A 5,312-nucleotide genomic window follows, 5' to 3' on the forward strand; every position below is an offset into this window, starting at 1 on the left:
CCGATTGGCGTTTGGTCCCAGACGACACGTTTTCGCCCCTGGACGCTGTCGTTTGGGACCAAACGACACCCCTTAGGCTCGCCTCGTGACCTGCACCACCGACGTGATCGACGCCGTCCATGCCCTCGCCGTCCGCGCCCGCGAGGCCAGCCACGACCTGGCGCTGGCCACCCGCGCGACCAAGGACGCCGCCCTGCTGGCCATGGCCGACGCGCTCGTCACGGCGGCGACGCCGATCCTCACCGCCAACGCCGAGGACGTCGCACGCGCCGAGGGCGCGGGGACGGCCGCCAACGTCGTCGACCGGCTGCGGCTCACCCCGGAGCGGCTCGAGGCCATGGCCGAGGGCCTGCGCGAGGTGGCAGGCCTGCCCGACCCGGTGGGGGAGGTGGTGCGTGGCAGCACGCTGGCCAACGGCCTCGAGCTGCGCCAGGTGCGCGTGCCGTTCGGCGTGGTCGCGACGATCTACGAGGCCCGCCCCAACGTCACCGCCGACGCGGCCGGCATCTGCCTGAAGTCGGGCAACGCCGTCATGCTGCGCGGGTCGAGCAGCGCATCGTCGTCCAACGCCGCGATCATCGACGCCCTGCGCGAGGCCTTGACCACCCACGACCTGCCCGCCGACGCCGTCCAGATGGTGCCGGCGACCTCCCACGACACCGTGGCCGCGCTCATGCGCGCACGAGGTCTCGTCGACGTGCTGATCCCGCGTGGGGGAGCGGGCCTCATCCGCAGCGTGGTGGAGGGCTCCACCGTGCCCGTGATCGAGACCGGGGTGGGCAACTGCCACGTCTACGTCGACGCCGCCGCCGACCAGGACCAGGCCCTGGCCGTCGTGCTCAACTCCAAGACCCACCGCACCAGCGTCTGCAACGCCGCGGAGTCGCTGCTGGTGCACGCCGACCTCGTCGACGACTTCCTGCCGCGGGTCGTCACCGCGCTCCAGGACGCCGGGGTGACGGTGCACGGCGACCCGGTCACCGCAGCCCTTCACGGGGTGGTCGCGGCCACCGACGACGACCACGCCACCGAGTACCTCTCGCTCGACATCTCCGTGGCCGTCGTCGCCGACGTCGACGCCGCGATCGCGCACGTGCGCCGCTTCTCGAGCGGTCACACCGAGGCGATCCTGACCCGCGACCAGGCGACGGCACGGCGCTTCGTCGCCGCCGTCGACTCCGCCGCGGTCCTGGTCAACGCCTCGACCCGGTTCACCGACGGCTCGGAGTTCGGGTTCGGCGCCGAGATCGGGATCAGCACCCAGAAGCTGCACGCGCGAGGCCCCATGGGCCTGCCCGAGATGACGTCCACGAAGTACGTCGTCACCGGCGACGGCCACGTGCGCTGAGCGCGGGACCACGCCGGGTAGGGTCACGGCGTGGTCGATCGCTCAGCAGCCCCGACGTACGCCGATGTCGCCGCCGAGCGGCTCTGGACCGGGGCCACCGTCATCACGTTCGCCCGCACGATCATCTCATTCGGGCTGTGCCTGGTGGGCGTCTGGCAGGAGGACCTCGCCTGGCTCGTCTGGGGCCTCGGGGTCTACTGGGTGGGCGACATGGCCGACGGTGCCTACGCGCGTCGCTTCAACTGTGAGACGCGCATCGGCGGCGTCATGGACATGCTGTGCGACCGGCTCAACTGCGCTGCCTTCTACCTCGGCTTCGCCGCGCTCCAGCACGAGATGATCCTGCCGGTGGCGGTCTACCTGTTCGAGTTCCTGGTCATCGACTTCTTCCTGTCCCTGGCCTTCCTGGCCTGGCCGATCCGCAGCCCCAACTACTTCTACGAGGTCGACGAGCGCATCTACCGCTGGAACTGGTCCAAGCCGGCCAAGGCGGTCAACTCCTCCTTGTTCGCCGTCCTGCTGCTCGTCACCGGCTGGTGGTGGCTCGGGCTGGTGATCGCGATCGGTCTCGTCGTGCTCAAGTGCGTCTCGCTCAAGTGGCTCCTCGAGCTGGGACTACCGGTGCCCGAACGGGCGCCGGCCTGATGCTCCTGTGGCTCTCGACCTTCTTCATCGGGATCTTCACAGCCATCGTCCCGGTGCCGATCGAGGTCTACATCGCGGGCGCCGCGACCCAGAACTCCGGCTTCGGCATCGCCCTGGCGCTCGGCCTCGCGGCCGGCGGGGGAGCGACCATCGGCAAGGTGGTCTGGTATCAAGTTGCCCGCAAGGGTTCGGAGTCACCCTGGATGCAGAGGAAGCTCGCCGCCCCCAAGGTGCGTGCCGGCTACGACCGTTGGGTCGGTCGGATGGAGGGCCGTCCGTGGTTCTCCGGCGGCGTGATCTTCCTCGCCTCGTCGGTCGGTCTGCCGCCGCTGCTGGCCATGGCCGCGGTCGCCGGTTTCCTCCGGATGCCGCTCTGGGTCTTCGTGCCCATGGTCTTCGTGGGGCGCACGCTGCGGTTCACGCTGATCTTCCTCGGCGTCGAGGGGCTCCAGGTGGGGTTCCATTGACGAGATGCACCGAGGAATGGCCTAGGCTGGGGCCATGTCGTTGAGCCTGATCACCACTGCCGTCCTCCGCGCCTCAGAGGAGGCCGGCGAGCCCGCCGTCGCCCCCTGGATCTTCGGGGCGGTCACGCTCGGCATCCTGCTGGCCCTCCTCATCGGACTGGTCGCCTTCGGCGGAGGACGCGAGCACAGCTAGTGCCGCTCTCATGACCCATCGCGCGATCGCGCGGCGCCGCGTCGGCGTCATGGGTGGGACCTTCGACCCGATCCACCACGGGCACCTCGTCGCGGCCTCGGAGGCCCAGGCCTGGTTCGACCTCGACGAGGTCGTCTTCGTGCCGACCGGGCGTCCGTGGCAGAAGTCCGACCGGGTCGTCTCGCCGGCCGAGGACCGTTACCTGATGACGGTCGTCGCGACGGCGTCGAACCCGCGGTTCCGGGTCTCGCGCGTCGACATCGACCGCGACGGTCCGACCTACACGATCGACACGTTGCACGACCTGGCAGCCGAGCTGCCCGACGCCGATCTCTACTTCATCACCGGGGCCGACGCCTTGGGCGACATCTTCAGCTGGCGCGACGCGCGCCGGGTCTTCGACCTCGCTCACTTCGTCGGGTGCACCCGCCCCGGAGCCGAGCTCGACCCGGCCACGATCGACCTGATGCCGCACGACCGGGTCACCCTGCTGGAGATCCCCGCTCTGGCGATCAGCTCGACCGATTGCCGTGAGCGCCACCGACAGGGACGACCCGTCTGGTACCTCGTGCCTGACGGCGTCGTCCAGTACATCACCAAGCACCGCCTCTACCCCACTACGGAAGACTCACCATGACTGCCACCGACCACGCCCTCGAGCTCGCGCTCGCAGCGGCTCGCGCCGCCAGCGACAAGCTGGCCGACAAGATCATCGCCTTCGACGTCAGCGAGCAGCTGGCCATCACCGACGTGTTCGTGCTGGCCTCGGCCAGCAATGACCGCCAGGTCAAGGCGATCGTCGACGAGGTCGAGGACAAGCTGCGCGAGATCGGCGCCAAGCCGATCCGCCGCGAGGGTGAGCGCGACGGTCGTTGGGTGCTCATCGACTACGGCGAGATCGTCGTGCACGTCCAGCACGAGGAGGAGCGCGAGTTCTACGCCCTCGAGCGTCTCTGGCGCGACTGCCCGGCCATCGAGCTGCCCGAGGACGTCACCGGGCCGGCCCCGAAGACCTCCTGACGGTGCGGGAGACCACACCGACGGACGCGCCGCGCCGACTCGTCCTGCTTCGCCACGGCCGCACGGCCTGGAACCACGCCGGACGGGTCCAGGGTCAGCTCGAGGTCGACCTCGACGAGGTCGGACGCGCGCAGGCCGAGCAGGTCGCCGCGGCCGTCGCGAAGATGTCGCCGACCCGACTGTGGTGCTCCGACCTCGCTCGTGCGCGCCAGACCTGCGAGCCCGTGGCTGTCGCGACCGGCCTGGCGCCGTCGTACGACGCCCGGCTGCGGGAGTTCTCCTTCGGTGAGCGCGAGGGCCTCACCCACGCCGAGTACGGCGCCCTCGATGCCGAGGAGTTCGACCAGTTCCGGCTCGGTCAGTACGACGCCTGCCCGACCGCCGAGCGCACCGCCGCCGTCGAGGTCCGGATGACCACCGTGCTGCGCGAGCTGCTCGACCAGGCCGCGCCCGGCGAGACCGTCGTGGCGGTCTCGCACGGCGCCGCGATCCGGGTCGCCACCGGTGCCCTCCTCGGGTGGCCCGACGACCAGTTCCACTCGCTGCGGGGCTTGAGCAACTGCGGCTGGGTCGTTCTCGACGAGCACCCCGGCGCTCGCGACCTGCGACTGACGGCCTACAACCGCACGGTCTGACGCCGATCCGGGGGGGCCGATTTCACATCGTCGCCCGCGTTGGCTAAAGTTCTGCGAGTTGCAGCAAGCAGGCAACAGGTTCGGGGCTGTGGCGCAGCTGGTAGCGCACCTGCATGGCATGCAGGGGGTCAGGGGTTCGAATCCCCTCAGCTCCACCGAACAGATGTCCAGCACATCGACACCGCACCCGGGTCCTCCGTCGAGGGCCCGGGTTCGTTGCTTTTCCGCCTGGTGAAGGTGTCGTGAGGGCGTTGTGAAGGTCTTGTGCAGACCGCTCAACGGGCCCTTTGCCGCGAGTAGCGTCGAAAGCGCTCGATCCACTCCCTACCGAAGGAGTCACCATGAATTTCGACGACATCGACTTCGCGGACATCCTCACCAAGGCCGCTGGGGCCGTCATCATCCTGGTCATCACCTGGATCCTGGCGCGTGTGGTCAAGACCGTCCTCACCCGAGCGCTGGGAAAGATCAAGGCGCTGCAGGGCGACGACGGGGGTGGGCAGAGCGTCGGTGCCTCCCTGGGCTCGATCGCAGCGTTGATCATCTGGCTGTTCGGCCTGATGGCGGTGCTCAACCTCTTCGACCTCACACAGGTGGTCACGCCGATCCAGAACCTGCTCGACGGCGCCCTCGCCGCGCTGCCGGGCATCCTGGGCGCCGGCATCCTGTTCCTCATCGGTCTCGTCCTGGCGAAGATCGCCCGTGAGCTCGTCGAGACCGCCCTCCGCACAGCCGGCGCCGACCGGGTGATGGGCAAGCTGCAGAGCACTGACCCGACGCCGGCGCACGCCGCCGCTGTCGGTGGCACCGACACGGCCGCGCGGACGACGGCCGACGACGGTCCCAAGCTGTCCAAGATCCTCGGTCAGCTCGTCTTCGTGATCGTGTTGGTCGTGGTGTCGATCTCCGCCGTGCAGGTGCTGGGCATCGCCGCGATCTCCGAGCCCGCCACCGAGATGCTGACGCTGATCCTCAACGCCATCCCGTCCATCCTGGCTGCGGCC

At 69.5% G+C, this 5,312-nt stretch carries 8 protein-coding genes and 1 tRNA gene; all 9 read left to right on the forward strand.

All coding sequences use genetic code 11. From position 1 onward, the window contains the following. The first annotated feature begins 85 nt into the window (after positions 1-85). A complete protein-coding gene (locus VOI19_RS13595) occupies positions 86-1,348 on the forward strand; it encodes a glutamate-5-semialdehyde dehydrogenase (RefSeq protein ID WP_323793501.1) in 1,263 nt (420 codons plus the stop codon). 30 nt (positions 1,349-1,378) lie between these two features. Further along, positions 1,379-1,993 (forward strand): CDP-alcohol phosphatidyltransferase family protein, encoded by a 615-nt coding sequence (locus VOI19_RS13600; protein WP_323793502.1) that lies wholly within the window; start codon positions 1,379-1,381, stop codon positions 1,991-1,993. Continuing rightward, positions 1,993-2,460 (forward strand): hypothetical protein, encoded by a 468-nt coding sequence (locus tag VOI19_RS13605; protein ID WP_323793503.1) that lies wholly within the window; start codon positions 1,993-1,995, stop codon positions 2,458-2,460. The genes VOI19_RS13600 and VOI19_RS13605 overlap by 1 nt, the downstream gene beginning before the upstream one ends. 34 nt (positions 2,461-2,494) lie before the next feature. After that, positions 2,495-2,653, forward strand: a complete 159-nt coding sequence (locus VOI19_RS13610) for a hypothetical protein (protein ID WP_323793504.1) — start codon at positions 2,495-2,497, stop codon at positions 2,651-2,653. Positions 2,654-2,663: 10 nt separating this feature from the next. Next, complete coding sequence (gene nadD / locus VOI19_RS13615) at positions 2,664-3,290, forward strand: nicotinate-nucleotide adenylyltransferase (protein WP_323793505.1); 627 nt, start codon at positions 2,664-2,666, stop codon at positions 3,288-3,290. Then, positions 3,287-3,673, forward strand: a complete 387-nt coding sequence (gene rsfS, locus VOI19_RS13620; RefSeq protein ID WP_323793506.1) for a ribosome silencing factor — start codon at positions 3,287-3,289, stop codon at positions 3,671-3,673. The genes nadD and rsfS overlap by 4 nt, the downstream gene beginning before the upstream one ends. 2 nt (positions 3,674-3,675) lie before the next feature. Then, positions 3,676-4,308, forward strand: coding sequence for a histidine phosphatase family protein (locus VOI19_RS13625; RefSeq protein WP_323793507.1), 633 nt, complete (start codon positions 3,676-3,678; stop codon positions 4,306-4,308). Positions 4,309-4,390: 82 nt separating this feature from the next. Further along, positions 4,391-4,463 (forward strand) — tRNA-Ala (locus tag VOI19_RS13630). A gap of 186 nt (positions 4,464-4,649) precedes the next feature. Further along, positions 4,650-5,312, forward strand: a 663-nt coding sequence (locus VOI19_RS13635; RefSeq protein WP_323793508.1) for a mechanosensitive ion channel, incomplete at its 3' end; no start/stop codon positions are given.

The organism is Nocardioides sp., assembly GCF_034670285.1.
Taxonomy (GTDB): domain Bacteria; phylum Actinomycetota; class Actinomycetes; order Propionibacteriales; family Nocardioidaceae; genus Nocardioides.